Genomic DNA, 23,841 nt, shown 5'->3' with positions numbered 1-23,841 from the left:
TAAAGCCGCTGGAGGTCAGAGCATCTCCAGCGGCTTTTTTCGTGCGGGCGGCGGAAAGGCGGCGTCGAGGGCATCCCAGTCGTCGTCGGTGATATCAAGCGAGACGCAGTCGCGGTTTTCCGCTGCGCGTTCGGCATTTGCCGTCTTTGGAATGACGATGACGCCGTCGCGTTCCAGCAGGAAGGCGAGGGCCAGTTGGGCGGGCGTTGCCTGATAGGCCTTGGCGATGTGGATCAGCTTGGGATGGTGCAGGATGCTTCCCTGGTCGATCGGCGAATAGGCCATGATGGGAATGCCGCGGCTCTGGCACCAGGGCAGCAAATCGAATTCGATGCCGCGGCGGGAAAGGTTATAGAGCACCTGGTTGGCGGCGACGTTGGCGCCATTGGGCACTCCAAGCAGTTCCTCCATGTCGTCGGTGTCGAAATTGGAGACGCCCCAGGCACCGATCTTGCCCGATGCCTTCAACGTTTCGAAGGCCGCGACGGTCTCTGTGAGCGGATAATTGCCGCGCCAGTGCAGCAGATAGAGATCGATGCGATCGGTGCCCAGCCGTTCTAGACTGCGCTCGCAGGCCTCGATCGTACCATGCAGGCTGGCATTCCAGGGATAGACCTTGCTGACGATGAAGACCTCGTCGCGCCGGCCCCTGATCGCCTGGCCGACGATCTCCTCGGCGCCACCGTCGCCGTACATTTCGGCGGTGTCGATCAGCGTCATGCCGAGATCGATGCCGGCCTTGAGGCTTTCGATCTCGGCCTTGGCATGGCCGGCATCCTCGCCCATGGCCCAGGTGCCCTGGCCGAGCGCCGGCACCTCGGTGCCGTTCGGGAATGTGATCGATGGAATCGGGTCGTCCTGCATGGTTTTCTGTCCCTTTGACAGGAGATTGGGCCGTGTCGCCATCTTTCAAGTAATCCTGTCACCATGACAATGATGTAATGGCATCGATGGTTTAGGACAGTTATGCTGACCTAAATAAACAGGCCGCAGGAAAGCTGGCTTCGGGAGGTCGCATGCCGCTGGATACATTTCTCGCCCTCGTTCTCTTCGCCTTCACGACCTCGATCACGCCGGGGCCGAACAATATGATGCTCTTCGCATCGGGCGTGAATTTCGGTTTCCGCAGGACGATCCCGCATATGTTTGGCATCGGCGTCGGGTTCTTTTCGCTGCTCATCGGCGTCGGCTTCGGGCTCGGCGCGCTGCTACACACGGTGCCCGTAGTCTATACGGCGCTGAAGTTTGCAGGCGGCGCCTATCTCGTCTGGATCGCCTGGAAGATCGCTACCTCGCGCTCGCTCAGCGAAGGCAGCACTGGCGTCGAGCCGATGTCGTTCGTCGCGGCGGCGGCCTTCCAGTGGGTCAATCCGAAAGCCTGGGTGATGGCGGTCACCGCGATGGCGACCTATACCAATCCGCAACTCTACCTCGCGAGCGTGCTGATCGTCGGTCTCGCTTTCGCGGCAGTCAATGTGCCCAGCGTGTCGACCTGGGCCGGCTTCGGCTCGGCGCTCAGGGAATGGCTTTCGGATCCCGTGCGACTGAAATGGTTCAATATCAGCATGGCAGTGCTGTTGGTGCTAAGCCTCTGGCCGATGCTAAAATAGAGCGATCGACGGCTTTGTCAGCATCAGCCAGAGAATGCCGATGATGGCTGAGAAGGCCGGAAAGCCGAAAGCAAACCAGATGCGGTAGAGGCTGAAATAGGCCGGCGGCAGGGCTTTTCCCGCCGCTGCTGCGGCGCGGGCAAGATCGCGCAGCCGGATCTGGATCCAGACGACGGGCAGCCAGAACAGGCCGGTCACCACATAAAGCAGCACCGACAGCGCAAGCCAGCCCTCCGACAGCTCCCAGCCGATCGACCGGGCCAGCAGATAGCCGGTCACCGGCTGGAGAATGGCTGCGGTGGCGGTGAAGAGGGTGTCGGCGACCACCACCGTTGCCGCAACATGGGCGATCAGCTTGGGATCGCGTGTCCGGTGCGCCATCGCCATGAAGAAGGCGATGCCGGCGCCGGTGCCGAAGAGCATGGTTGCGCCGACGACATGGGCAAGCAGCAGCCATTCCTCAAGCATCAGCGTTCATCCAGGGTGGCAAGTGCGATGAGTGTCAGCAGCATCGACGGCAGCACCTTGACGAGTGGACCGAGCGGATCGAGCCAGAGGGCGGGTTCGAGCAGGCTGGCGCCGGCAAGATAGGCGAACGACACGGCCAGCATCCCGAGAAGGGCACGGTTCGCCAGCGGGCGAAGGAGGACGGCAGCGCCGAGAGCGATGTCGATCAGGCAGGTTGCAAGCGTCAGCGCCGTTGCTGCGGGCTCAGGCATGAACGGCAGGAAATGCGCGGACGTATTCTCCAACGCCAGCAGCGGGATCAAACCTGAGAGCAGCCAGAAAGCGGACAGGCCCGATATGACGAGCGGCTTCAGAAGATAGAGCCTGGCAAACCAGAGATCCTGTACGCCGGAGGGATTGGCCGCGAGCGTTGCTGCCGCGGGTGTCAAGGCAAGGCCGCCCCCTTTTTTCGAGCTCCGCACGCCTTCGGTTATGACAGTCATCGCCGTCGAGCGCAGCGGCGAACGCCAGCCGAGCAATCCTGATAGATCGGCAAGCCACGTCACCGGGCCGGCAAGCCAGCCGGGAAGAGCAAACACGCGGGCGGGCGGCAGGCCGAGCCACTGGCGGTGAAGGCTGACGAGATCGGCGAGCGTCAGAACTTCGTTGGCGGCAAGATCGACATCGCCGGAGATGCCGCCGGAGACCGCCCGCGACACGGCTTCCGCCACATCGTCCACAGAGAGTGTTTCGACCGGACTTTCGGCATGAACCAGTGGCAGCACCAGGGGAAAGGCGGCAAGCGCCCGCAGCAGCGCCGAACCGCCGTGGGCATTGCGGCCGAGAACGAGGGCAGGGCGCAGGATGAGGTGAGGCAGACCGCTTGCCGCCAGCGCCTCGTCGGCTCGCCGCTTGGTGGCGAGGAAGGGAAGATCGCTCGCGGCTCCCGCCGTCTTTGCCGATATCTGCACGATCAACGGGCGCGATGAGCCTTTTGCGGCGGAATAGAGCGCCAGCATCGCCTCTGCCTGCGTGCCCGACAGATCATCCGACAGGCCGTCCTGCAGGGCGCCGGCGCAATTGACGACGACATGCTGGTCCTTGAGGATCTCGTCCCAATCCGTCGCTTTCGTCATGCGCGAGAGATCTGCGCGTCGCCAGTCGATCGCTGGCTGTTTCAGGCGTGCACGCGTGGGATTGCGGCCGAGGCCAGTCACGGCGTGGCCGTCGGCAACGAGCCGGGCCGCGACGACGGAGCCTATGAAGCCGGTGGCGCCGAGAATCAGAATGTTCATGGCAGGAGATTAGCGGAAAAGCGTGAGTGGCATAGGAGGGCTTGGCGGGCGTGTGGTGTATGATAGAAGTAGCGGGCAGTTTCGGGAGGGCTTCGCCTTGCACGACCATGACGACGACCATGCTCACGGAGATGAGCACGCCCACGGGCACGATCATGACAACCATTATTCCGACATGCAGGCGCGGGTGAAGACGCTGGAAACGCTGCTGACGGAGAAGGGGCTGATCGATCCGGCGGCAATCGATGCGATCGTCGAGACCTACGAGACAAAGGTGGGACCGAGAAACGGCGCCCATGTCGTCGCCAGGGCCTGGAGCGATGCCGATTTCGCCGACTGGCTGAAGCGCGATGCGACGGCGGCCATCGCCAGCCTTGGTTATGCCGGCCGACAGGGCGAGCATATGCGCGCCGTCTTCAACACGGCCGAGACCCATAATCTCGTCGTCTGCACGCTCTGCTCCTGTTATCCCTGGTCGGTGCTTGGCCTGCCGCCGGTCTGGTACAAGGCGCCGGCCTATCGCTCGCGCGCCGTCATCGATCCGCGTGGCGTGCTGGCCGAATTTGGGCTGACGCTGCCGGAGGACAAGAAGATCCGCGTGTGGGATTCGACGGCGGAGCTGCGTTACCTCGTCATTCCCGAACGGCCCGGAGGGACCGACGGAATGGACGAGCAGACGCTTGCGGATCTCGTGAGCCGCGATGCGATGATCGGCGCGGCCGTGGTCCGCCAGCCGGAGAGCGCCACATGAACGGACCGCACGATCTCGGCGGGCAGATGAGCTTTGGTCCTGTCGCGCCCGAACAGGACGAGCCTTATTTCCATGCCGAATGGGAAAAGCGGGCGCTCGGCATCACGCTTTCCTGCGGCGCGTTCGGCGCATGGACGATCGATGAAAGCCGGCATGCGCGGGAGAATATTCCGCCGGCTGATTATCTCGCTGCCAGCTACTACGAGATCTGGATCCGCGGCATCGACAAGCTGCTCGAACGGCACGGCTTTGCGACGCGCGCGGAATTGCTGTCCGGCCATGCGCAGCAGGCGGGGGCGGTTCCAAAACGCGTGCTGAAGGCGGACATGGTGCCCGGCGTTCTGGCAAAAGGCGGCCCTTGCGATCGTCCTGTCGAGACCGCGCCGCTCTTCGTGGTCGGTGAGACGGTGAAGACCAAGAATTTCAATCCGGTCACACATACGCGCCTGCCGCGTTATGCACGCGCCAGGACCGGAATGGTCGAGGCGGTGCAAGGCTCTTTCGTCTTTCCCGACGATAATGCCCATGGCAAAGGCGAGAACCCGCAATGGCTTTACACGGTGGTCTTCAGCGGCGGCGAGCTCTGGGGCGAGGGTGCCGATCCATCACTGACGGTATCGATCGATGCCTGGGAGAGCTATCTTGAGCCGGCATGAGATATCGCCGCTCTCGCAATCACCCGGGCTGCCGAGGTCGCCGGAGGGCGAGCCGGTTTTTCCCGAGCCATGGGCTGCCGAAGCTTTTGCCATGACCGTGCACCTGCATGCAAACGGCCTGTTCAGCTGGAGCGAATGGGCTGAGGTGCTTTCCGCGCAATTGCACAAGCCTGGCCGGGCCGAAGATGGCAGCGACTATTTTGATTGCTGGGTGGCGGCACTCTCCAAACTCATCGTCGACAACGGCATCGCCGATACGGAAACGATCCTGGCCCTGCAGCAGAGCTGGCAGCGGGCGGCAGAAGCGACGCCGCACGGCCGGCCGATCGAGCTCAGCAACGATCCCTCGCGCTGATCCTCACGACGGGAATTGTCGGTAGCACTCCTCAGCTACCTCCCGCAGCGTCTCGCGGGAGATTTCGCCGGTGACGGCGTAGCCGAGTTCGCCGTCGATCCAGTAGAAGGTCTCGAGATTGTCGGATGAGGCGAAGCGGAAACTGGTCGTGCGATTTTCCGTGTTGCGGCCGACCAGGACGGTCAGTCGCTCGCCGGCTTGGTTTTCATACATGAACATGGCGCCCGGCCTGCCATCGACCGGCAACAAGCGGCCGCCGACCAGCTTGAAGCCGAGCGACTGCAAATTCGGGATCTTGAGATTCTCTATCGCCAGGCGTTTGCCGAGCCAAGTGGCGAGATGGGCCTCCTCGTTGGCGAAGACTTCGACGGGGTGGCGAACCTCGGTGGCATAGACCATGAAGGCGGTCTCAGCCTGTTTCGGCAGGGTTTCGGAGGCGGCAAGCTGCAACTCCGGTTTTTCCAGAAGGGCCGGACCATAGTGACCGCTGACGGCGCCGAGCGCGAAGACGAGGAGGGCGGCTGCGGCGATCGCGGCGCGTTTCCGCCCGGAAGAGATGCCGCGCGGCGGCGAAACAAGGAGAGCGTCGGTTTCCTTTGTTTTTTCATAGCCTGCAAACAGCGATCGGATGCCTGTATTCTGCGCCTGCCATTCGGCGACCATCGCCGCCTCGTCGGGATTGTCGGCCAGGAAAGCCTCGATGCGGGGGCGTGCCGTTTCCGGCAGCTGGCCGTCGGCATAGGCGTGGAGGTCGGCTTCGGTGACGCTCGGATTGGTCTCGTTCATTTCGGTCTCCGGAGCGTAATGATATTGTCGGCTTTCAGCCGCTCGGCGACACGCTGGCGGGCGCGCGACAGGCGAGACATGACGGTGCCGATGGGGATATCGAGCGCGTCTGCGACCTCGCCATACGTGTATCCCTCAATGACCACGAGCATCAGCACGGCGCGGTGTTCCTCCGAAAGGCTGTTCAGCGCATCGTCCAGCCGCGCGCGCTCCTGCGGATCGGCCGACACTTCAGGCGCGGCCAACTCAACTGCGGCGTCGAGTTCGACGAGGCTGTCGCGCGCCTTGCCGCGCCGGCCGTTGCGATAGAGATTAGTCATGATGGTCAGGACCCAGCCGCGCAGGTTGAGGCCGCGCCACTGGCCGCGGCGCGTGAGAACCTTCTCGACGCAATCCTGGAGCAGGTCCTCGCCATCGGCATCCGAGCGCGTCAGGCTGCGCGAATAGCGCCTGAGCGAGGGCAGGAGGGCCAGGATCTGGCCCTCAAAGGTTTCGGGTGCGGGTGTTTTCACGCCAGCAACTCGCTTGTGATCGGGATCTTGGCGATCAAGGCTTGGCGAGATCCCAGTTGCCGCCGACGCCATCGCCGGTGATGTCGCCCATCTTCTTGTCCTTGACCCAGAAATAGAGCGGCATGCCGTCCTTGGCCCATTGCTTCTTGCCATCCTTGCGCTCGATGATCGAATATGCACCATCGGCCTTGGCATCGGAAGCCGCCATCAGCGGAGGCCAGTTCTTGGCGCAATCGCCGTTGCAATTGGAAACGCCCTTCACGTCCTTCTTGAAGGTGTAGAGCGTCATGCCGTTTTCGCCGGCAAGCACCTTGCCCTTTTCGGATTCGACGGTCTTGACAGGAGGGGCGGCGAAAGCAGCAGTCGCGGCAAAGGCGGCGGCAGCCACGACGGACAGGAATTTCACGGGTTTCATGATGTCTCTCCTCAGATTGGGCACGCAATCTTGCGATACCTGAGATGAGACACGAGGCGCGGTGGTTTTATTCCAGGCGCAGCAAATGTTTTCACGGCGGGCGAGGTAGGCCGAAGCCCGTTTCACCCGCGCATGTCCCGTCGGGCGCTCGAGACGGAGCCGATGGCGATCCTGGGCGGGCCTTCCGGCTGTCGAACCTGGTGCGTCCCAGCATCGAGGCGACATTTGCCGATTTTGGCCTCGACCGCGGCGAATTCGACGTGATCGCAACGCTTGCCGTTCCGGACCGCCTTACCTGATGACCGCGACGAGATGTATTCGGCGCTGATGATCTCGTCGAGTGTCATCGTTCAAGGAGCAAGACGCTGCTTTTGCAGGTCATTTACATCGGGCCGGTTTTCGGATATGATATGTCCTTAATTCCATTGGCAGAACCAGCCATCACACGAGTTGCTGAATGATCCTGAAAAGCCAGGTCGAGTGGGCGCTTCACTGCTGCGCCATTCTCGCGGGCCTGCCAGAGGGCAGGTATCTTTCGACCAAGGCGCTCGCTGAGCTTCATGGCCTGCCGAAGGAATATCTCTCCAAGGCGCTGCAGAGCCTTTCGCAGGCGTCGCTGGTCGAGACCACGCTCGGGCCGAGCGGCGGCTACCGGCTTGCCCAGGCTCCGTCGGAGATCAATTTTCTTGAGATCGTTGAGGCGGTCGAGGGGAAGGCGCGCAGCTTCACCTGCACGAACATCCGGGAAAACAATCCCTGCCGGCCGGCCAGTTATTGCGACAGCAAGCCCTGCGCGGTCGCCCGCATCATGTGGGAAGCCGACGAAGCCTGGCGCGATACTCTGAGGCGCGTGCGGCTTTCCGATCTGGTCGGCACCTTGTCCGAGGAAGTGCCGGCCGACATTTGGCGGAGCACGTTCGAATGGGTGCTCAAGCGCGCCGGCTGAGCGGGGTACTGGTCTCTATGCCTTGAAGATAGTCCTGATGGCTTTCAGGATGGCATGGGCCCTGCGGGCATGTTCCGGGGGCAAGGAGGTGCTATTGCGGAATCGCTCGGCGCGGCTGGCGAGGTGGTCGGCGATTTCTTCCGCCAGCGCCGGACGTTCGCTTAGTAGCGGCGCGAAGGCCTCCTGGTTGATCTCATAGGCGGTAACGGGGGTTAGAGCCTCCAGTGTGCACACTTCCTGCATGCCGGCGAGCAGTCCGGTCTCGCCAAAAAAGTCGCCCGGCGCGAGCCGTCCGCGTTCCTCGCCTGCGTTCCTCGCCGCGATGATGCCGGCGCGCACCATCATCAGTGAGGGCAGCATTTCGCCCTCGCGCACGATGACGTCACCCTTGCGGAACTGTCGGACAGCCGTGATATCGGCGAGTTTTGCCTTTTCATCCGATGTCAGTGTCGTAAAGACCGGAATGGCCTCGATCAGTTCGCGTGGTGTCACGCGGGGTGGGCGCGCGTCCTCTTCCGTCGGGAGGCCGGTCGTGACGATCGCGGCGCTGGCCGGAGCGGCGAGGAGCAGGCTGGCGGATTTGCAATGGCGGTAAACGAGATCGAGCACCTCGCTTCGCGCAATGGCGCGCCGGTTCGGGCTCGTCACCCTGAAATAGAGATCGATTTCCAGCGCAGCGGCATCAAGTCCCTTGAGCGCGACCACCGGCGGCGGCTCGCGCAAGATCGAATTGCAGCTTGCCAACGCCGCTTCCATAACGCGCTGGATCGCTTCGGGCATGCGCGTCGGTGCAACGCGGACGGTGAGAGTCAGCAGATGGGTTTCGTCGGGCCGGCTGATGTTGGTCAGTCCGAGCTTCGCCAAAAAACTGTTCGGCAGAACGACGACATTGTTGGCACCGGTCAGGATGTGTGTGGCGCGCCAATTGCTTTCGACGACGCGTCCCTCCGTGCCGTCGCTGAGAAGGATCCAGTCGCCGATGACATATGGCCGGCCGAGTGTCAGGGCGATGCCGGAGAAGACGTCGGCGAGCGTATTCTGAAGCGCCAGACCGAGAATGATGGCGACCACGCCCGAGGTGGCAACGAGGGTTCCGATCGGCACGCCAAAGACGAAGGCCAGAACCGACAGAGCCATACCGATATAGACGACGCCGATGACGAGATCCTGGAGCAGGCGGGCCTCCCGCGGATTGCCCTCCAGCACCAGATACAGCCTGATGAAACCGATGACGGCCCATGCCAGATGGATCCACCAGAGCGATTTGGCAACAATGACGAGCAAAGCCTGCGGATCCTCGGACTCATATCCTTGAAACCGGTGGGGTTCGATGCCGCTGACGACAAGGATCAGCGTCATCACCGCAAAGAAGAGGATCTGCACCACCAGCCGCGTCGTCGGCCGTTGGCGGGAAAGGAAGTACCAGACGGCGATACCGGCAAAGCCGACTGTTATCAGGGATATCAAAGGCTTGCCGAAGAGCACGTCGTGAATCATCTCTCAGTCTCCGGGATGGCGGGCGGCACATGATTCAGTATGTCGGCCGCCCGCGCAAGCATCGGCCGGCGCGAATGACCAGCGCATCGGCCCGAAAATCGGAATCAATTTTCGGAAACTCGATGCGGGGATTGAAAGTGTTACAGCCTTCTTTGCGCGTCTGGTAAGAGGCGCGGCGCTGCAAGACGGATCGTCAGTTCTTCAGCGGGTAGGTCAGCTCTTTCTGGCTGGTGTCGACGACGAAGACGGCGAGCAGGCGGGCGGGCTTGGTGTCGCTGCCGTTGGCGCTGACACCATGGCGGTCGCCCGGCATTTCGGAGAAGCTCTCTCCGGCCTGGTAGACCTTGACCGGCCCATCATTGACCTGGCTGCGGATCGAGCCTTCGAGCACGGTGGCGTAGATGAAGGCCGTATCGGGATGGGTGTGGCCTTCGGAGAAGCCGCCCGGGCCATATTCGACCAACACACCCTTGATGCTTTTACCCGGTACGTTCGGAAGTTCGTGCTCATAGACGAGCGTGACCTTGGCAGCCTTGTTACCGTCCTCGGCGGCAGCGCCGGTGAACGCCAGGCAAGCAAGAGCGGCGGCGAGGAAATGTGATCTGATCATTGGAATCTCCACGGTTGATAGGGTTGAGCCGGGCGCAGCCGCGTGGCCGCGTCCTCAGGGCAAGTCGGATCACTTCGGCTGGGCGGACTTCGCAAACCACTGCTCGACGGTGATCGAGCCGAGCCGCGGGTCGTTGTCGGAAACGAGCGACTGGTCGTTGAGTCTCGCGCCGAAATATTTCGCCTCGGCATCGGCCTCGACGGTGCGCGGGTCCTTCATGGCCTTCAAATACCGGGCGACGAGTTCGCTGAGGCGCGCCCGTTCCGGACCTGATATCTCGATCGTCGCATTAGCGGGCGATGCCAGAGCCACATCCGCCATGACGTCGGCGACGTCGTCGGAAACGATCGGCTGAATGTAGGCGGGCGACAGGCGGACAGTCTGGCCGACCGTGCCCGATTGCACGATGCCGGCAAGGAATTCCATGAACTGCGTCGAATGGACGATGGTGTAGGGAATTCCCGATGCCTTGATCAGTTTTTCCTGGGCGAGTTTGCCGCGGAAATAGCCGCTTTGCTGCAGACGCTCGGTGCCGACGACGGAGAGAGCGATATGATGCTTGACGCCGGCGAGTTTTTCGGCGGCGAGAAGATTGTGGCCCGAGGTCTCGAAGAATTCGAGCACGGCCTTGTCCTCGAAGGACGGCGAATTGGCGAGGTCGAGCACGACTTCGGCGCCTGAGAGCGCCTCCGCCAGTCCTTCTCCGGTGATCGTGTTGACGCCGGAGTTCGGTGAGGCTGCGATCACTTCGTGGCCGCGCTTGCGCAGGCGTTCGACAGTCTTTGAACCGATGAGGCCGGTTCCGCCGATGACAACGATTTTCATAACAGATCTCCGTTCGCTGCCGCGGCGCGGCAGCGTAAAGGTGAATCTTCTCAATAAATTGCCTGGGTTAGTTCAGGCCAGCCTTATCGAGGCCGTAAGCCTTGTCGGCCGCGCCGGGTACGGTCTTGAAGCCGACATTGACGCGGTTCCAGGCGTTGATGGCCATGACGACAAAGGTCAGGTCCGAGATTTCTTTCTCGGAAAGCTGGCCGCGCACCCGTTCGTAAATTTCGTCGGGAACGCCGCCTTCGGGCAGCTTCGTCAGGGCTTCGGTCCAGGCAAGGGCTGCGCGCTCGCGGGGGATGAATAGGGTCGATTCCCGCCAGATGGCGATGTGATAAAGCCTGAGTTCGGTCTCGCCGAGGATCTTGGCCTGCTTCACATGCATGTCGAGGCAAAAGCCGCATCCATTGATCTGCGAAGCGCGGATCTCGACGAGGGCCTGCAGCTTCTCGTCGATCACGCTGCCCTTCAGCGCCATGCTGAATTCCATGAATTTCTTGAAAAGCTCGGGGGACTGCTGGGCGTAGTTCAGTCGCTGGGTCATGTAACTTCTCCTCTAATTAAGGATATTAAATATCCTTATGGATAGAGGATATCCTTAATTGCTGGACTGTAAAGCCATTCTCGCTTAGTCTGGCTGCATAAAGCCTATGCGCAAAAGTATGAGGGGCAGGGGATGGATATCGTTTCGGCATTGCGGACCTTTCAGCGCGTCGTGGAGACGGGGTCGTTCTCGGCGGCGGCGCACGATCTCGACGTGACGCAGCCGGCGGTCTCGCGACAGGTCGCAGCCCTCGAAGGCCATTTCGCCACCCGCCTCCTGCATCGCACGACGAGCGGCCTGTCACTGACGGCAGAGGGGGAGCGGATGTTGCCGATGGCGCTGCGGATTCTCGAAGCGATTGAGGAGCTTGGCGATGCGGCCGGATCGGACGGCGCCATGGCCTCGGGAAAGGTCAGGCTCAGCGTTCCAGCACCACTCGGCCTCTATCTCAGCGAGCGGCTCGGCGATCTTCTCGCCGCCCATCCAAAGCTCTCCCTCGAACTCATCTTCAGGGAGCAGGGCTCGGATATGATCGAGGAGCGCCTGGATCTCGAAGTGCGCTTGGGCCAGGTCGCCGACAGCAGCCTCGTCTGCCGGCGGATCGGCTGGACGACCGCCTTCCTCGTTGCATCTCCCGCTTATCTCGCGCGCAGGGCGGCTCCCCGCGCACCGAAGGAGATCAAGGACCATGAATGCCTGTGCTACAACAGGGCAGGTGAGGCCAATAGCTGGTCCTTCTCGAACGGTTCGGAAGACATATCGGTCCGGATCTCACCGCGGCTGACCGCCTGCAATGCCGTCGCCATTCACCGGGCAGCCCTTGCTGGAGCGGGTCTTGCGGTACTTTCGCACATCATCGCTATGCCCGATATCGCTGCCGGCCGGCTGGTCCCCGTAATGAGGGATTTCCAGCCGAGCCGGCTGCCGGTTACCGTCGTCTATCCCTCGCGGCGCAACATGCCGCTGCGCGTCAAGACGGTTCTGAATTTTCTCACCGAGGCTATGGGGCAGGACCCGTCGATGTGCGCCAGTGGCGCGGACCGGCAGTGGAACTGATGATCGTCCGGCCGGGCGATTTGCCGTTTTCCGCCTTGCCTAAAGCTCGCGAATCCTGCCAAGTCCTGCGGTCATGCAATTTGCGCCGCAACAAGATGAAGCCCTGAAGGCTGTTTCGAAATGGCTGAAGGAAGGGCGCTCGCCGCTCTTTCGCCTGTTCGGCTATGCCGGCACGGGAAAGACGACGCTTGCCAAGCATTTTGCCGAAAATGTCGATGGAGACGTGCTGTTTGCCGCCTTCACCGGCAAGGCGGCGCAGGTGCTGCGCTCGCGCGGCGCCTCGAACGCCCGGACGATCCATTCGCTGATCTACCGGCCGCGCGGCGAGGAGGCGGTGGAAGACGAGGAAACAGGCAAGACCTCGATCGCGCCGATGTTTTCGATCAACCGGCAAAGCCCGGTCGCCAAGGCGGCGCTGATCATCGTCGACGAATGCTCGATGGTCGACGAGGCGCTCGGCAAGGATCTGATGAGCTTCGGCACGCCAATCCTGGTGCTCGGCGATCCCGGCCAGCTGCCGCCGGTCACAGGCGGCGGCTACTTTACCAATCAGGAGCCGGACTACCTGCTCACCGATATCCACCGGCAGGCGCGCGACAATCCGATCATCAAGCTCGCCATGCAGGTGCGCGAAGGCAATGAAGTGATGTACGGCGATTACGGTACGGCCAAGGTGATTTCGAAAAATGAGGTGACTCAGCAGCTGGTCCTCGATGCCGACCAGGTGCTCGTCGGTACCAACAGGACACGACGGCGCTACAATCAGCGCCTGCGCGAACTGAAAGGCTTCAATGCCGATTATCCCCAGACCGGCGACAAGCTCGTCTGCCTGCGGAACGATCCGGCCAAGGGCCTGCTCAACGGCTCGCTCTGGCAGGTGATGACCTCATCCAAGGAAACGACGAAGCCCGGCATCAATCTGCTGGTCCGCCCCGAAGACGATGACATGGATCGGGGAGCCGCCAAGATCAAGCTGCTGAAACAGGCCTTCGAGGACGTCGAGGGCGAGATCCCCTGGAACACCCGAAAGCGCTATGACGAGTTCGACTACGGCTACGCGCTGACCGTTCACAAGGCACAGGGTTCGCAATGGAATGATGTCGTGCTCTTCGACGAGAGCTGGGCGTTTCGCGATACACGGGAACGCTGGCTTTACACTGCGATCACGCGCGCGGCGGAGACGCTGACGATAGTCCGCTGACCCTATCACTCCGGCGATCCCGATCAAATCGATGATCCCGTTCACACTCGTGAACCCGGGCGCACGCGCGACCAGATCGCATCTGCTGATCGGACAGAAGAAAGAGGAGATGGTGGCGGCCGTCGGGGGCGTGATTCAGGCCTGCACGATGCCGAGCAGAACTGCCTTGGCGATGGCCTGGAAGCGGTTGTTGGCGCGGAATTTCAGGATGATTCCGGCCTCCAGGTCACGGGTTTCGTCATGCTTCAGGTCGAGCGCCCGGGCGATGCGCTGGGTGGAATAACCCTCCGCCATCAGTTCCAGGCAACGCCGCTCCTGTGCGGTCAGGCTGGCACTGTCCTGATTGTCGTTCAGCGGCGGATCCTCGATGCTGCCGTCGAAATCAAGGAGGTCACCGACCTGCTGGAGCTGGCGGTGCAGCGTCGACATCTCGGCCGTCAGCTCGCGCTTGCGCACCTGCAGGGCCTCGCGGAACATCGCTTCGGCCGTTTCCTGCGAATCGGCGTTGCGGAGTTCGTCCATCAGTTCCTGGATGACGGCGATCGGCATGCCGGTTTCGCGGCAGACTGTAATGACGGCCATGCGCATCACGTCGTCCTGGCCATAGACCCGCATCAGGCCGATGCGATTGGCTGAAATCAACCCTTTCTCTTCATAAAAATGCAGTGTCCTGTGCGTGACGCCGAATGCGTTTGCCATGTCGGCAATGGGCACCGGACCGTCCGGTAGATCCGGCGGTAGCGCGGCCGAAGGCAGGAACCGGTATTTCGACCGGGCCTCCGAAGCGATACCGGCGGTGGCAAACAGGCGTTTGGAACCGTCTGGCATGAACCCTCCTGGGGCATGTTGTTGCACCTCATGCGGTTTTGCCAGTTGCTTCCCGTGCGCGGCGAGTGGGGTTTCCTCTAGGCGTTCTTCTCAGTGGGAAAGAAGCAGTACGCGGCGTACTCTACGCGATACGATGTCCACGTTATGCGTGAACAATCTTTTTTATAAGTGCTAAAAATAATCTCTTTTAAATGGGATAGCAACTTTACCGGCATATTTTGCCGGGTTCTTGGGTGTGTTGCACAAAAACATGTGCTGCACTGCGGGATCCCGCGGTCCTCTTCAAAGATGACGGGATTTACTGTCTGCGGTAAGCGTGCGGCAAATGCTCAGCGTAATTTCGGTGCCCATCAGCGATCGGCATCGCATCCATTTGTGAATCTCGTTGGCCATCGCGGAGCACTTGGCTTAAAAGCAGGTCTCCCATTTCCGTGACCGATGGATCTCGCCATGCCCGCCAAGCTCTCCGTGAACCTAAACGCCGTCGCCATGCTGCGCAACCGGCGCGATCTGCCCTGGCCAAGCGTCGAAGCGCTCGGGCGCATCGCACTCGCGTCCGGCGCCAGTGGCCTGACGGTGCATCCGCGCCCCGACCAGCGGCACATCCGCTTCTCCGACCTGCCTGTCATCCGCAACCTGATCGACGACGAATTCCCCAAGGCCGAGTTCAATATCGAGGGTTATCCCACAGAGGAATTTTTCGAACTCTGCGCAGGCGCGGCACCCGAGCAGGTGACGCTGGTGCCTGACGATCCCGCGCAGGCGACCTCCGATCACGGCTGGGATTTCCGCAAGCATCGGGCGTTCCTGACCGATGCCGTCGCGCGGCTGAAGACGATGGGATGCCGGGTGTCGTTGTTTGCCGACGGTGACGGGGACGCACAGGCGGTTGAGATCGCCAAGGCGGTCGGCGCCGATCGGATCGAACTCTATACCGGCCCCTACGGCGGCTGCTTCGATGCACCGGAGCGGGCGGCCCCGATCCTGGAAGCGCTTGGACGGACGGCGGATGCAGCCCTCACAATCGGCCTTGCCGTCAATGCTGGTCACGATCTGACGGTCGAAAACCTGCCGGCGCTGGTCAGGCGCATTCCCGCTCTTGCCGAGGTCTCGATCGGCCATGGGCTGACCGCCGATGCGTTGGAATACGGGATGGCGGAAACGGTGCGCCGCTTCTGCCGGGCCTGCGGGCAGGCGGTTTGAGGACTCGATTGCTGGCCACCCCCCTCTGCCCTGCCGGGCATCTCCCCCACAAGGAGGGAGATCAGCAGGAGACTGGATCATTGCTCCCTCTCTACCGTATCGGAGCAGACGTGCGGTAGCTGTCTGGGGAAGCCGTCACTCCCATCCAATCTCCCCCCTTGTAGATGCCCGGCAGGGCAGAGGGGGGCAACGCAAGCCACTGCCCGTAAATCCCTCAGTGCCCGCCAACTCCAGCGGCCGTCAGCGCCGCCTTGTGTTCCACGAAGAAATCTTTCAGCGGCTGCGGCTGTTTGCCGGTCAGCTTGGTGAAGTCTTCGGTGACGATGTCGAACTTGCCGGCGCGGGTGTTGGCGTCGGCAGAAACCAGCATGTCGGCGACAAAACCGGGGAGGCCGGCGCCGCGCATGCCCTGGCCGAGCTGTTCGTCATTGACGTCGATCACTTCGAGCGGCTTGCCGGCGACGTCGGAAACGATGGCGGCGATCTGCCGGCTGTCCAGCGACTGCGTGCCGGTCACCGTATAGGTGGCGCTCTCGGATGTGCCGGAGGCAAGGGCCGCGGCGATCGCCAGGGCGCAGTCGTCACGCGAGATGGTCGAGATCTTGCCGTCGCCCGTGGCGCTGTACCATTTGCCGCCCTGCAGGTTGTGCGGCATGCCGTGCAGGTAATTGTCGTGATACCAGGCGTCGCGGATGATCGTATGGGCGACACCGCTTGCCTTGATGGCGTTTTCGCTGCCCAGATGATCGGGCGCGAAGGTGACGAGCGAATTGTCCGGCGCCGGCATCGAGGTATAGGCGATGTGCTTGACGCCTGATTTGACTGCTGCCGCGACGGCACCCTTGTGCTGGGCGAGACGCTTGCCGGGGGTGTCGAGCGCATCGGTGCTGATAATCAACAGTCGATCGACGCCGGCGAAAGCCGTCTCCAGGCTTGCCGCATCGTCGAAATCGGCCTTGCGGATAACGACGCCCTTGTTTTCCAGATCGGAAAGCTTTTCCGGCTGGCGCGTTGCCGCGACGATGTTGCCTGGAGCGACCTTGTAGGTCTCGATGAGGTGATGGATGACACGCTGGCCGAGCTGTCCGGCGGCGCCGGTGACCAGGATGGTTTCGCTCATACGTCGGGTTCCTTCTATGTTTCAGAGGTGGTCTCAAAAAGAGAGTAACACTAGAATAGGAATTGACTTCGCGGTGTAAAGGAGGCAGTTTTTCGGCTGTACGTTACTAAAAGGGAACCAGCAGATGAGTGGCGCAGTCCTCAGTCTGAAGAACAGGATGCCGGGGACGCGGCGCGAGATCGATCTTGCCGGTCTTGATTTCGGCAATTGCCCGGTCAGGGACATGATGCAGCAGATCGGCGGCAAATGGTCGACTCTGCTGCTCGATGTGCTGGCGGATCGGCCTTATCGATTCGGCGAGTTGCGGCGGATGATACCCGATATTTCGCAACGCATGCTGACGCAGACGCTGCGCGACCTGCAGAGAGACGGTTACATCCACCGCGAGGTTTTCCCGACCAAGCCGCCGAGTGTGGAATATTCGATGACCGAACTCGGCCGCTCGCTGTACCAGACGCTGGCGCAACTGTTGAACTGGGCGGAAGCGAACCATGATGCCGTTCGCGCCGCCCGTTCTCAGTTCGATTCCGTCGACAAATAGGCCGGCTTCTTACTCGCCGCGTCCTTCCGTCAGGAACAGCAGGAAGGCCAGCGCCGGGAAGCAGAAGCCGATCCAGGCCGTCATCGTCCAGCCGCCGGTCGCATAGGCCCAGCCGCCGAGTGCTGAGCCCAGGGCGCCGCCGGCAAAGAAGGTCGCCATGAACAAGCCGTTGAGCCGGCTGCGGTGTTCCGGGTTCAGCGCATAGATGGCGCGCTGGCCGCAGACGAGATTGGTCGTTACGCCGAAATCGAGAAGGATCGCTGCTGCCGACAGGAGCAGCAAAGCGCCAAGCGAGCCATCGCCGGCGAAATGGCTGATCAGGAAGGCGGCCATGCCGAGCAGCATGGCGAGCGTCGAGGCGATCTTTGTCATGCCGCGGTCGGCAAGCCTGCCGGCGATCGGCGAGGCGACGGCGCCGGCAGCACCTGCGAGGGCGAAGAGGGCAATGCCGTTCTGCGTCAGGCCGAAGGCCGGGCTTGCAAGCAGCAGCGGCGTCGTCGTCCAGAACAGGCTGAAGGCACCGAACATGCCGGCCTGATAGAGCGCCCGGCGCTGCAGCACGCGCGAGGTGAGCGCCAGATGGCCCATAGAAGCGAGCAACTCGCCATAACGCAGTTTCGTCTTCGGCACGCGAACCGGCAGGTTGATGCGCAAGACGACGGCGAGCACGAGCATGAGCGCTGCGGTGACGTAGTAGACCACGTGCCAGGAGGAGGCCTCGGCGACGAAGCTTGCGAAGGGGCGGGCGAGCATGATGCCGCAGAGCAGGCCGCTCATGACATTGCCGACGACTTGGCCGCGCGTGGCATCCGGCGCCATGTTGGCAGCGAAAGGAACCAGGACCTGAACTGCGACAGATGAAAGACCGATAGAGAGCGAAGCGACGAGGAAGGCCGCGGGCGTCGACGACAGCGCCGCGCCGATGAGCGCGACAGCGGAGACGGCGATCAGCATCAACACCAGACGGCGGTTTTCGGTGAGATCGCCGAGCGGCACGATCAGCAGCAGGCCGAGGCCGTAGCCGATCTGCGTTAACGTGACGATCAGGCCGGTGGCGGCAGGCGTGAAGCCGAGATCGGCACTGATCGGGCCGGCCAGCGGCTGGCCGTAATAGAGATTGGCGGCCACCAGCCCGCAGGCGGCGGCGAAAAGGAAGGTTAGCCAAGGGGATAGCGCCCTGGGAATGGCCCTATCCGGCGTGGTGGCTGAAATGCTCATCAGAAACTCCGGTATTCAAAGATTGAAAGGATTGAATGCAAAAATGCTGGCTGCGGCCACCCGATCCTTGACCGAATACCGGTATTTCTCTCGTCCACGATGTGGACTGTTCAGGTCACGAGCTTCATCGCGGCCTCGGCCGCGGACAGCATCTCTTCCCTGCTGCGTCCTGTTTTGCCGATGACGCGCAGGCCCTTGGTAAAGCAGAGGAAGGCGAGGGCGGCGGCATCGGGGTCTGCCGTCTTCGGAATGCTGCCGTCTGCCTGGCCGATGCGGATGAGATCGGCCATCAGCTTTTCGTCCGCGGTAAAGGCAGTCACGACGTGGGCAGCGGCTTCCTCGTCAAGCAGGGCGAAGTCGTTGGCGCCGCCGACGACGAGACAGCCTTTGCGGCCGGCCTCGCCATAGGAGACCTCGGCATAATACATCACCATCTGGAAGACCTTCTCGCGACCGGTCTTCGCAGACGCGATCATCGCTTCCAGGCGCCGTCGGCCGAGTTTTCGATAATGGGCGAAAGAAGCCAGAAAGATGCCGCGCTTATCCTTGAATGCCTTGTAGATGCTCCCCGAAGCAAGGCCCATTGCTTCGGTCAACTCGCTGATGGAGGCGGCGTGATAGCCGCGTTCGGAAAAGACGCGGAGCGCCGCATCCAGTGCTGCTTCCATATCGAACTCGCGCGGACGGCCACGGCTGCGGGTCTTTGCTTCTGGTGTGAGATTGGCAACGGTCATAGCGCCTAATTAGGGAATGAACGTTTCCAAATCAAGTGAAATTTCTGCGACGCAGCAAATTCAGAGATCGAGCACCCAGGTCTGGCCGTTCGCTTCGGGGCCGAACATGCGATGTCTCTCCTCGGAGACAAGGCGGAATCCCGCCTTGACGTAGATGGCGCGGGCGGTCTCCAGCATATCGTTGGTCCAGAGCGAAAGCTCGCGGTAGCCCTTCTGTTTTGAGAAGCGGATGCATTCATCGACCAGCAGCTTGCCGAGACCGAGGCCGCGGGCTGATTTGTCGACATAGAGCAGGCGGAGCTTGGCGACGCCGTCGCCGCCATTGGTGATGAGCACCGAGCCGACATTGACGCCGCCGCGCTCGGCGATCCAGCAATATTCTTTGACCGGATCGAAATTGGCGAGGAATTTGCCGGCGACCTCGGCGACCAGCGCCTCGAAGCGCAGATCCCAGCCATATTCCTCGGCATAGAAGCGGCCCTGGCTCTGGACGATCCAGCCGATATCGCCGGACCGGTGAGCGCGGATGATTGCCGGCGCAGGTTTTGCCGCCGGGTCGAGCAGGGCGCGAATCGTGCACATGGCGGAGACGGCCGCCTCCGGCTCGCCGCTCGCCAGGCGGTCGAAACGGGCGGCGATCTGCGCATTGGAGCGCCGGCCGAGTTCCTCGAACGTCTCGCGTCCCTGGTCGGTGACAATGATGACCTGGCTGCGAAGATCGGCCGGATCGGGGCTGGTCTCGATCAACCCCTCGGCGCGGAAACGCTTGAGAATGCGGCTGAGATAGGCCGGGTCGAGCTGCAGGTCGCGGACAAGTGCGGCGGCGCTGACGCCATCATGCGAGCCGAGCTCGAAGAGGATGCGGGCATCGGTCAGCGTGAAGGGGGTGTCGAGATAGGCCTTGTTCAAGAGGCCGAGGAAGTTCGTATAGAACCGGTTGAAATCGCGAGCGGTTTCGATGAGCGATAGGCTAGACATGATGATCTCCAAATGGAGATCCTGGTCAGACTGCTGACGAACCGTGTGCTCTTCACTCGGCGTCATCCTCGGCCTTGTGCCGAGGATCTGCTGCACCGGCTGCAGATGCTCGGGACAAGCCCGAGCATGACGAAAGAGCAGTTGACCGACTTTGTCAGCGGCCCGGCAAAGATCTCCAGACGAAGATCTTGTCTGACATTTATTGGACTGAGTCAACTAATTTGACGATATCAGGCGGCTTCCTCTTCTGTTGTCTCGTCCATTCCCAGCGCGAAATCGACAGCCGCCCGCGCATGGATCGCTGTGGTGTCGAAGCCCGGCAGCGGCAAATGGTCGGGGTCGAGGATCAGGCAGATCTCGGTGCAGCCGAGGATGATGCTGTCGGCGCCGTTATCAACGGCGCGAGCGATGACATCGAACAGTTTTTGACGCGAACTGTCGAGCACCTTGCCGGCGCAGAGTTCGTTGAAGATAATATCGTGCACGGTGGTGCGGTCGCCGGCATCGGGCACCATGATGTCGAGGCCGAGGCCCTTCATCCGGTCACCGTAGAAGCCGTGCTCCATCGTGTAGCGGGTGGCAAGCAGCAGCGGGCGCTTACAGCCGCTCGCATGCAGCGATTTTGCCGTCTCGTCGATGATGTGGATCAGCGGCACGGAGATCTTGTCTGCGACCTTGTCGGCGATCAGGTGCATGGTGTTGGTGCAGATGAGGATGCAACGGGCACCGGCGATCTGCAGGCGCAGCGCCACATCGCCGAGGCGCGAGGCGGCCATATCCCAGTCGCCGGCCTTCTGGAGCGCGACGATCTCTTCGAAATTGACCGAATGCAGGATGAGTTCAGCCGAGGCGAGGCCACCCTTGCGGTCGCGCACCATCTCGTTGACGAGGCGGTAATAGACCGCCGAACTTTCGAAACTCATGCCACCGATCAGTCCGATCATTTCCATTTCTACAAGCTCCCATGCTTCTCAACTGTCGGGAATGATGCCGCGATTCCGGCGCGACGTGTTTGCGTTGTTTGTCATCTCTGTGAAATATGTGATATTATTTTGCGTGGATTTACGAGTTTATGCAAAAATTCGGCGAGAGGTTCAGTTTAGACACATGCTTGACGATCGCGATAGGCGCATTCTCGACATGCTGCAGAAGGATGCAGGCATATCCGTGACCGATCTTGCCGAGCGTGTGGCGCTTTCGGTTTCGGCCTGCTCCCGGCGCATCCAGCGGCTGGAGGAGAGTGGCCATATCGCCCGGCGCATCGTCGTGCTCGATCGGGAAAAGATGGGCGTGCCGACGACGCTCTTCGCACTGGTCAAGACGGCGCACCATTCCGATGAATGGACGGAGACCTTCCGCCGGATCATCGGCGACATCCCCGAAATCGTCGAAGCGCACCGCCTGACCGGCAACCATGATTACATCCTGAAGATCGTGCTGCCGCGCGTCGAGCATTACGACGTGATCTACAAGCAGATTGTCCGCAAACTCGAACTCTTCGACGTTTCGGCATCGATCTCGATGGAAGAGTTGAAGCATGGAACGGCGATACCCGTGGGTTATGCACGGTGAGCCGGTGTTTTTAAGAGCTGCAATCATATGGGCAATGGCAATATCAATCGTGATTTCATGCGGGGGGAAAAGCTTCTCTGGTCAGGGCGTCCCGCACAGGGATTTTTCCTGACATCACGAGATCGCCTCCTCATTCCGTTTTCGCTTCTCTGGGGCGGTTTTGCGAATGTTCTCGCATTTGCCGCCGTCATTGGGGACGGGCCGGTTTCTACGAAATTGTGGCTTAGTCTGTTTGCGCTGATGGGCCTCTACATCATCGCGGGACGTTTTTTCGTCGATGCTGCCGCGCGGGCGAGGACGGAATACATGGTAACCGACAGACGCGTCATCATTCGCAGAAGCGGGTTCTTTCGGAATTTATACACCAGCGGGCATGAACTTCTGCCCTCGATCAGCTTTGAAGAGGGCACCCGCGGCAGGGGTACGATCAAGTTCGGCGTCCGGTCCAACCGACGGATGAGCGGCTGGACGCCGGCCCTTGCCAATGAACCTCAGCTTTTGGGGATCGACAATGCACAACACGTTTACAGCATTCTGCAAAAAGCGAGGTCGGACTGCAGGCGAAGCCAATAAACCCTGCGCCGTCGACTATCGGCGGCGCAGGGCAGGCATGCCGAAACGGCAGTTGCAACCATCGCGGCGAAGGCCACATTGGCTTTGAGCGAAAATGGCGCAAAGGGGTAGGTCATGAGCGATCATCATGTCGTCGTTGTCGGCGGTGGTTTCGGCGGGTTGCAGCTCGTCAACGGGTTGAAGAGTGCCGGCGTCAAGATTACGCTGGTCGACCGGCGCAATCACCATCTCTTCCAGCCGCTGCTCTATCAGGTGGCGACCACCATTCTCTCCACCTCGGAGATCGCCTGGCCGATCCGCCGCCTCTATGCCGACCGGCCTGACGTGACGGTGCTGCTCGGAGAGGTCACCGACGTGGACAGCGGTGCGAAGACGGTTTCCTTACGCAACGGCATGACTCTTGGTTACGATACGCTGGTGCTGGCGACCGGGGCGACGCATGCCTATTTCGGCCATGACGAATGGGAGCCGGTGGCGCCCGGCCTGAAGACGCTGGAGGATGCGACGACGATCCGCCGGCGCGTGCTGCTCGCCTTCGAGCGAGCGGAGATGGAGAGCGATCCCGCTGCACGCGACGCGCTGCTGACCTTCACCATCGTCGGGGCCGGGCCGACCGGCGTCGAGTTGGCCGGCATCATTGCCGAGCTCGCGCATTTCACGTTGCCCAAGGAGTTCCGCAACATCGACACGCGCAAGACCCGCGTCGTGCTGGTCGAGGCCGGCCCGCGGGTGCTGCCGACCTTCGCCGAGGAGCTTTCGGCCTATGCGCAGAAGGCGCTGGAAAAACTCGGGGTCGAGATCCATCTCGGCAAGCCGGTGACCGAGTGCAACGCCCACGGCGTGAAGATCGGCGAGACCTTCGTTGCCAGCCGGACGATCGTCTGGGCAGCCGGCGTCACCGCCTCGCCGGCGGCGCAATGGCTTGGCGTGCCGGCCGACCGGGCAGGGCGCGTCATCGTCGAAAAGGATCTGAGCGCGCCGGGCCTGCCCGATGTCTTCGTCGTCGGCGATACCGCATCGGTCATGCGCGAGGACGGCAAGCCGGTGCCGGGCATTGCGCCTGCCGCCAAGCAGCAGGGCGGTTACGTCGCCAAGGTGATCCGCGCCCGCCTGTCCGGCAAACCGGCGCCGGCGCCTTTCCGCTATTGGCATCAGGGCAGCCTGGCGACGATCGGCAAGAGTGCGGCGATTATCGATTTCGGCCGGATCAAGCTGAAGGGCTGGATCGCCTGGTGGATCTGGGGACTTGCTCATATCTACTTCCTGATCGGCACTCGCTCGCGCTTCTCCGTCGCCTGGAGCTGGCTGTGGATCTATCTGAGCGGCCAGCACAGCGCGCGGCTGATTACACAGCGGGAGACGATGCGGGAGGAGGGGTAAACTCTCTTTCGGGTCATGTTGGGGACAGCAGGAGAGGGCATGCCGCGGGGGCACCCCCCTCTGTCCTGCCAGGCCTGGGGTCGAGACGCGTGGCTCGACCCGTCCTTCGAACCCCCCACAGGTGGGGAGATCACAAGTGGCATGACCTTCCTGCATCTTGAATGTAAAGCCGAGCTGAATCGCTG

At 61.9% G+C, this 23,841-nt stretch carries 28 protein-coding genes and 1 pseudogene; 13 read left to right on the top strand and 16 right to left on the bottom strand.

Translation table 11 applies throughout. The features are described from left to right. Nucleotides 1–15: 15 nt before the first annotated feature. Nucleotides 16–864, bottom strand: coding sequence for an aldo/keto reductase (locus N2A41_RS13845; protein ID WP_260109040.1), 849 nt, complete (start codon nucleotides 862–864; stop codon nucleotides 16–18). Between the two features lie 152 nt (nucleotides 865–1,016). On the opposite strand from N2A41_RS13845, the gene N2A41_RS13840 reads away from it, so the two are divergent. Next, nucleotides 1,017–1,610 carry a LysE family translocator gene (locus N2A41_RS13840; RefSeq protein ID WP_222386256.1) on the top strand — a complete coding sequence of 198 codons (594 nt, stop codon included), beginning with the start codon at nucleotides 1,017–1,019 and terminating at the stop codon, nucleotides 1,608–1,610. On the opposite strand, the gene N2A41_RS13835 is transcribed toward N2A41_RS13840, so the two are convergent. Further along, nucleotides 1,602–2,078 carry a DUF2269 family protein gene (locus tag N2A41_RS13835; RefSeq protein ID WP_260109039.1) on the bottom strand — a complete coding sequence of 159 codons (477 nt, stop codon included), beginning with the start codon at nucleotides 2,076–2,078 and terminating at the stop codon, nucleotides 1,602–1,604. The two genes, N2A41_RS13840 and N2A41_RS13835, sit on opposite strands and share 9 nt — an antisense overlap. Further along, complete coding sequence (locus N2A41_RS13830) at nucleotides 2,078–3,352, bottom strand: SDR family oxidoreductase (RefSeq protein WP_260109038.1); 1,275 nt, start codon at nucleotides 3,350–3,352, stop codon at nucleotides 2,078–2,080. Before N2A41_RS13830 ends, N2A41_RS13835 begins: the two co-directional genes overlap by 1 nt. A gap of 97 nt (nucleotides 3,353–3,449) precedes the next feature. On the opposite strand from N2A41_RS13830, the gene nthA reads away from it, so the two are divergent. Genes nthA through N2A41_RS13815 form a run of 3 tightly spaced genes read left to right on the top strand, consistent with a single transcriptional unit; the run spans nucleotide 3,450 to nucleotide 5,114 of the window. Beyond that, nucleotides 3,450–4,103 (top strand): nitrile hydratase subunit alpha, encoded by a 654-nt coding sequence (nthA, locus tag N2A41_RS13825; RefSeq protein WP_260109037.1) that lies wholly within the window; start codon nucleotides 3,450–3,452, stop codon nucleotides 4,101–4,103. Next, on the top strand, nucleotides 4,100–4,759 hold the full coding sequence (nthB, locus tag N2A41_RS13820) for a nitrile hydratase subunit beta (protein WP_162116013.1): 660 nt from the start codon (nucleotides 4,100–4,102) through the stop codon (nucleotides 4,757–4,759). The genes nthA and nthB overlap by 4 nt, the downstream gene beginning before the upstream one ends. Continuing rightward, complete coding sequence (locus N2A41_RS13815) at nucleotides 4,746–5,114, top strand: nitrile hydratase accessory protein (RefSeq protein ID WP_170276441.1); 369 nt, start codon at nucleotides 4,746–4,748, stop codon at nucleotides 5,112–5,114. Before nthB ends, N2A41_RS13815 begins: the two co-directional genes overlap by 14 nt. A 3-nt stretch (nucleotides 5,115–5,117) precedes the next feature. On the opposite strand, the gene N2A41_RS13810 is transcribed toward N2A41_RS13815, so the two are convergent. From N2A41_RS13810 to N2A41_RS13800, 3 genes are read right to left on the bottom strand one after another with little or no spacing between them, the layout of a single operon-like run. Then, nucleotides 5,118–5,900 carry an anti-sigma factor family protein gene (locus N2A41_RS13810; protein WP_170276442.1) on the bottom strand — a complete coding sequence of 261 codons (783 nt, stop codon included), beginning with the start codon at nucleotides 5,898–5,900 and terminating at the stop codon, nucleotides 5,118–5,120. Further along, entirely contained in the window at nucleotides 5,897–6,412 is a 516-nt protein-coding gene (locus N2A41_RS13805) for an RNA polymerase sigma factor (protein WP_260109036.1), read from the bottom strand. The genes N2A41_RS13810 and N2A41_RS13805 overlap by 4 nt, the downstream gene beginning before the upstream one ends. A gap of 34 nt (nucleotides 6,413–6,446) precedes the next feature. Further along, nucleotides 6,447–6,827 carry a COG4315 family predicted lipoprotein gene (locus tag N2A41_RS13800; protein ID WP_260109035.1) on the bottom strand — a complete coding sequence of 127 codons (381 nt, stop codon included), beginning with the start codon at nucleotides 6,825–6,827 and terminating at the stop codon, nucleotides 6,447–6,449. A 147-nt stretch (nucleotides 6,828–6,974) separates the two neighbouring features. On the opposite strand from N2A41_RS13800, the pseudogene N2A41_RS13795 reads away from it, so the two are divergent. Then, nucleotides 6,975–7,166: pseudogene (locus N2A41_RS13795) on the top strand (MarR family transcriptional regulator); the annotation flags it as partial. A 118-nt stretch (nucleotides 7,167–7,284) separates the two neighbouring features. Further along, nucleotides 7,285–7,773: an RrF2 family transcriptional regulator gene (locus N2A41_RS13790; RefSeq protein WP_260109034.1), complete on the top strand. Its 489-nt coding sequence runs from the start codon at nucleotides 7,285–7,287 to the stop codon at nucleotides 7,771–7,773. Nucleotides 7,774–7,788: 15 nt separating this feature from the next. Here the strand turns inward: N2A41_RS13790 and N2A41_RS13785 are convergent, their stop codons facing one another. The 4 genes from N2A41_RS13785 to N2A41_RS13770 all read right to left on the bottom strand — a co-directional run bounded on the left by N2A41_RS13785 (nucleotide 7,789) and on the right by N2A41_RS13770 (nucleotide 11,252). Next, nucleotides 7,789–9,270, bottom strand: coding sequence for a mechanosensitive ion channel family protein (locus N2A41_RS13785; protein WP_260109033.1), 1,482 nt, complete (start codon nucleotides 9,268–9,270; stop codon nucleotides 7,789–7,791). 193 nt (nucleotides 9,271–9,463) lie between these two features. Further along, nucleotides 9,464–9,880 (bottom strand): cupin domain-containing protein, encoded by a 417-nt coding sequence (locus N2A41_RS13780; RefSeq protein ID WP_162116020.1) that lies wholly within the window; start codon nucleotides 9,878–9,880, stop codon nucleotides 9,464–9,466. A 69-nt stretch (nucleotides 9,881–9,949) separates the two neighbouring features. Further along, on the bottom strand, nucleotides 9,950–10,705 hold the full coding sequence (locus N2A41_RS13775; RefSeq protein WP_260109032.1) for an SDR family oxidoreductase: 756 nt from the start codon (nucleotides 10,703–10,705) through the stop codon (nucleotides 9,950–9,952). A gap of 67 nt (nucleotides 10,706–10,772) precedes the next feature. Further along, complete coding sequence (locus N2A41_RS13770; protein ID WP_260109031.1) at nucleotides 10,773–11,252, bottom strand: carboxymuconolactone decarboxylase family protein; 480 nt, start codon at nucleotides 11,250–11,252, stop codon at nucleotides 10,773–10,775. A gap of 132 nt (nucleotides 11,253–11,384) precedes the next feature. Here N2A41_RS13770 and N2A41_RS13765 point away from each other — a divergent pair, with 132 nt between their 5' ends. Next, complete coding sequence (locus N2A41_RS13765; RefSeq protein WP_260109030.1) at nucleotides 11,385–12,308, top strand: LysR family transcriptional regulator; 924 nt, start codon at nucleotides 11,385–11,387, stop codon at nucleotides 12,306–12,308. Nucleotides 12,309–12,381: 73 nt separating this feature from the next. Continuing rightward, entirely contained in the window at nucleotides 12,382–13,509 is a 1,128-nt protein-coding gene (locus tag N2A41_RS13760) for an ATP-dependent DNA helicase (RefSeq protein WP_018074216.1), read from the top strand. A 135-nt stretch (nucleotides 13,510–13,644) separates the two neighbouring features. Here the strand turns inward: N2A41_RS13760 and N2A41_RS13755 are convergent, their stop codons facing one another. Then, complete coding sequence (locus N2A41_RS13755; RefSeq protein WP_162116024.1) at nucleotides 13,645–14,337, bottom strand: MerR family transcriptional regulator; 693 nt, start codon at nucleotides 14,335–14,337, stop codon at nucleotides 13,645–13,647. Between the two features lie 450 nt (nucleotides 14,338–14,787). Here N2A41_RS13755 and N2A41_RS13750 point away from each other — a divergent pair, with 450 nt between their 5' ends. Beyond that, nucleotides 14,788–15,540, top strand: a complete 753-nt coding sequence (locus N2A41_RS13750; protein WP_260109029.1) for a pyridoxine 5'-phosphate synthase — start codon at nucleotides 14,788–14,790, stop codon at nucleotides 15,538–15,540. Between the two features lie 214 nt (nucleotides 15,541–15,754). On the opposite strand, the gene N2A41_RS13745 is transcribed toward N2A41_RS13750, so the two are convergent. Next, nucleotides 15,755–16,660, bottom strand: coding sequence for an SDR family oxidoreductase (locus tag N2A41_RS13745; RefSeq protein WP_260109028.1), 906 nt, complete (start codon nucleotides 16,658–16,660; stop codon nucleotides 15,755–15,757). A gap of 124 nt (nucleotides 16,661–16,784) precedes the next feature. Between N2A41_RS13745 and N2A41_RS13740 the strand changes: the two genes are divergently transcribed. Next, nucleotides 16,785–17,201, top strand: coding sequence for a winged helix-turn-helix transcriptional regulator (locus tag N2A41_RS13740; protein ID WP_162116027.1), 417 nt, complete (start codon nucleotides 16,785–16,787; stop codon nucleotides 17,199–17,201). Between the two features lie 9 nt (nucleotides 17,202–17,210). Here N2A41_RS13740 and N2A41_RS13735 read toward each other — a convergent pair whose 3' ends face one another. The 4 genes from N2A41_RS13735 to N2A41_RS13720 form a co-directional block, all read right to left on the bottom strand. Next, on the bottom strand, nucleotides 17,211–18,419 hold the full coding sequence (locus tag N2A41_RS13735; protein WP_170282635.1) for an MFS transporter: 1,209 nt from the start codon (nucleotides 18,417–18,419) through the stop codon (nucleotides 17,211–17,213). A gap of 110 nt (nucleotides 18,420–18,529) precedes the next feature. Beyond that, nucleotides 18,530–19,153, bottom strand: coding sequence for a TetR/AcrR family transcriptional regulator (locus N2A41_RS13730; protein WP_260109027.1), 624 nt, complete (start codon nucleotides 19,151–19,153; stop codon nucleotides 18,530–18,532). Between the two features lie 60 nt (nucleotides 19,154–19,213). Next, the gene (locus tag N2A41_RS13725) at nucleotides 19,214–20,131 is read right to left on the bottom strand and encodes a bifunctional helix-turn-helix transcriptional regulator/GNAT family N-acetyltransferase (RefSeq protein WP_170255031.1); all 918 of its coding nucleotides are present in this window, start codon (nucleotides 20,129–20,131) and stop codon (nucleotides 19,214–19,216) included. 230 nt (nucleotides 20,132–20,361) lie between these two features. Then, entirely contained in the window at nucleotides 20,362–21,081 is a 720-nt protein-coding gene (locus N2A41_RS13720; RefSeq protein ID WP_260109026.1) for an aspartate/glutamate racemase family protein, read from the bottom strand. Nucleotides 21,082–21,238: 157 nt separating this feature from the next. Between N2A41_RS13720 and N2A41_RS13715 the strand changes: the two genes are divergently transcribed. From N2A41_RS13715 to N2A41_RS13705, 3 genes are all read left to right on the top strand, one after another. Then, the gene (locus N2A41_RS13715; RefSeq protein WP_170276453.1) at nucleotides 21,239–21,703 is read left to right on the top strand and encodes an Lrp/AsnC family transcriptional regulator; all 465 of its coding nucleotides are present in this window, start codon (nucleotides 21,239–21,241) and stop codon (nucleotides 21,701–21,703) included. Nucleotides 21,704–21,730: 27 nt separating this feature from the next. After that, nucleotides 21,731–22,276: a PH domain-containing protein gene (locus N2A41_RS13710; protein WP_260109025.1), complete on the top strand. Its 546-nt coding sequence runs from the start codon at nucleotides 21,731–21,733 to the stop codon at nucleotides 22,274–22,276. Between the two features lie 114 nt (nucleotides 22,277–22,390). Then, nucleotides 22,391–23,656 (top strand): NAD(P)/FAD-dependent oxidoreductase, encoded by a 1,266-nt coding sequence (locus N2A41_RS13705; protein WP_260109024.1) that lies wholly within the window; start codon nucleotides 22,391–22,393, stop codon nucleotides 23,654–23,656. Nucleotides 23,657–23,841: the final 185 nt, after the last annotated feature.

The sequence above is a fragment of the Rhizobium sp. SRDI969 genome (genome assembly GCF_025152725.1).
GTDB classification, from domain to species: Bacteria; Pseudomonadota; Alphaproteobacteria; order Rhizobiales; family Rhizobiaceae; genus Rhizobium; species Rhizobium leguminosarum_I.
This window is presented reverse-complemented; position numbering and strand designations above follow the sequence as displayed.